This window comes from Streptomyces sp. NPDC058751 (assembly GCF_042746485.1).
Taxonomy (GTDB): domain Bacteria; phylum Actinomycetota; class Actinomycetes; order Streptomycetales; family Streptomycetaceae; genus Streptomyces.
The window spans coordinates 1-2496 of sequence record NZ_JBHYPZ010000099.1; the positions used below are offsets into that span (position 1 = coordinate 1).

General features: G+C 61.6%; 1 protein-coding gene. It reads left to right on the plus strand.

The features are described 5' to 3' along the window. Positions 1 to 643: 643 nt before the first annotated feature. Positions 644 to 2395, plus strand: coding sequence for a group II intron reverse transcriptase/maturase (gene ltrA, locus ACFW6B_RS41050; protein ID WP_386605042.1), 1752 nt, complete (start codon positions 644 to 646; stop codon positions 2393 to 2395). Positions 2396 to 2496: the final 101 nt, after the last annotated feature.

Here is a 2496-nt window from a genome sequence, read left to right on the forward strand (position 1 = left end):
GTGCGACACGAGGTCGCACCATTCAAGTGGATAGCCCGGTCACAACTGGGCTGTCTCAGGCCAGTGTTCTGAGGCCTGGCCCCACGCTCACATGCGTCGCTGGCAACGGCGGGGTGTGAAGCTGAGCGCTCAAGGCCCAAGGGTGCCAAGGCATCTGGCACCACAGGCCGAGGGGCAGTTCGGAAGGGTGAACGAGAGTGAACCCCTGTCAAAGCCTCGTCAAAGTAGCCCGCCCGATGCTGAGCAGGAGCGGCGGTCACGGCCCGGATGCTGGGAGGCATCGAGCGGAGCCGAGGGTTCGGACCCAAGGCTCGTGAACACCGCTGGCCGCGGGGCAATAGGGGGCACCCTCCCCGGACGCATCTTGGTGGTGCGGAACGTGGAAACCCGGTTGAGGTCCAGAGCCATCTGGTAGGCCGACTGTAAGGGAAGCGGAACTCCTCAGCCGGACAGGATGGTCCAAGAAGCGAATGCCGGTCCCCGAAAGGGAAAGGGAAACCAGGCGAATGAGCCTGTATAACCTGCCGGATACGGGGTTCTCCCCGGCCCGAAAGGGAGCAGACGTGGACCAGGTAAGCCTTTGAAGCGAACTGAGAAGAAGCCCGAACCGACGGACAAGTTAGACACCGGGAGGACGGTGGACATGTCTGCTCCGCCACCCGTCCCGGCGAACGGACCAGAAGACGCTTCCACGCTGTGGCACCAGATCGACTGGAGTCAATGCGAGGGAGAGGTACGGCGACTGAGACAGCGGATCTTCAAGGCCGCGCAGGAAGAGGACTGGCCCAAGGTCAGAAATCTTCAGAAGCTCATGTTGCGGAGCCACTCCAACACACTCACAAGTGTGAGACGAGTGACCCAGCTGAGCGCTGGCCGCAAGACCGCCGGCGTCGACAGAAAGAAGGCTGTCACGCCCGGGGCCCGATGGAATCTTGCAACAGAAGTCCATCAGGCCGAAAAGCCATGGCGAGCCATGCCGGTCAAGCGGGTGTACATCCCGAAGAGCAACGGGAAGCAACGACCGCTGGGGATTCCCACCATCCGGGACCGGGCCATGCAGGCTCGCGTCAAGAATGCGCTGGAACCCGAGTGGGAGGCCCGTTTTGAACCCCGGTCGTACGGCTTTCGACCGGGAAGGGGTTGCCACGACGCCATTGAGGCCATTTTCGGGGCGGCGGCACGCAAGAACGCCAAACGCCTCTGGGTCCTGGATGCGGATCTATCCGCGGCATTCGACCGCATCGACCATCCACGCCTGATGGACGCCGTCGGGGGATTCCCCGGCCGGAGTCTTGTCCGGGCGTGGCTGAAATCCGCTGTGGTCGAACAAGGGCGGTTCACGCCGACCGAGGAGGGAACTCCGCAAGGCGGAGTGATCAGCCCTCTGCTGATGAACGTGGCACTCCACGGGATGGAAGAGGCGGCAGGGTGCCGGTACTGGGGAACCGCGGCGAAGTCATACGAGCCGAAGGCAGCCCCCGGGACTCCGATCCTGATCCGGTACGCGGACGATTTCGTGGTCATGTGCCACAGCAAGTCAGAAGCGGAACAGGTCAAGGAGAAGCTGTCGGAGTGGCTGGAGCCGAGAGGACTACGGTTCAACGAAGAAAAGACCCGGATCACCCACGTGGAGAGCGGGTTCGACTTCCTCGGATTCAACATCCGTCGCTACGATGGAAAGCTACTCATCAAACCGAGCGCCGATGCCGTCAAGAGAATCCGGCAGACCCTGCGTACCGAAGTGAAGGGGCTCTACGGCTCCAACACAGCAGGTGTGCTGAGGACGCTGACCCCCATCATTCGAGGATGGTCGGCGTACTACCGGAAGGCGGTCTCTTCGCGAGTATTCGCCAGCCTCGACCACTATCTGTGGAAGTTGCTGTGGGAATGGGCCCGAAGAAGCCACCCGAGGAAGTCGAGAGTCTGGGTTGCCAACAGACACTTCGGCAGGTTCAACGAGTCCAGAAATGACAGATGGGTCTTTGGGGATCGCAACAGCGGTGCCTATCTCCCCTACTTCAAATGGACTAAAATCGTCCGTCACGTACAAGTGAAGGGTGCGGCGTCTCCTGACGACTCATCCCTGAACGAGTACTGGCAAGGGCGCCGCCGGAAGAAGACGCCACCGCCTATGGACAAAGTAAGCCTGTCCCTGGCGTACAAGCAGAAGGGGCTTTGCCCGCTCTGCAATCAGGCGCTTATCGCTGGGGCCGAGTACGAGCCGGACAGTCCACGTGAGTGGATCAACTGGTTCGCGGCGTCGAAGAAGATGCTGAACAAACATCACTTCGTTTACCGGCGAGACGGCGGCTCCGACGAGAGGACCAACCTCCGTCTCGTGCACTCCGCGTGCCATCGACAGCTACATGCTCAAGACGGCAAGCGGGCCAACTGAAATGCGCTGGCCCATGGGGCGAGCTTGAGCCGTGTGCATTGAAAGGTGCACGCACGGTTCTGAGGGGGCCGGGATGCAGTAATGCATCCCGGCTACCCGAC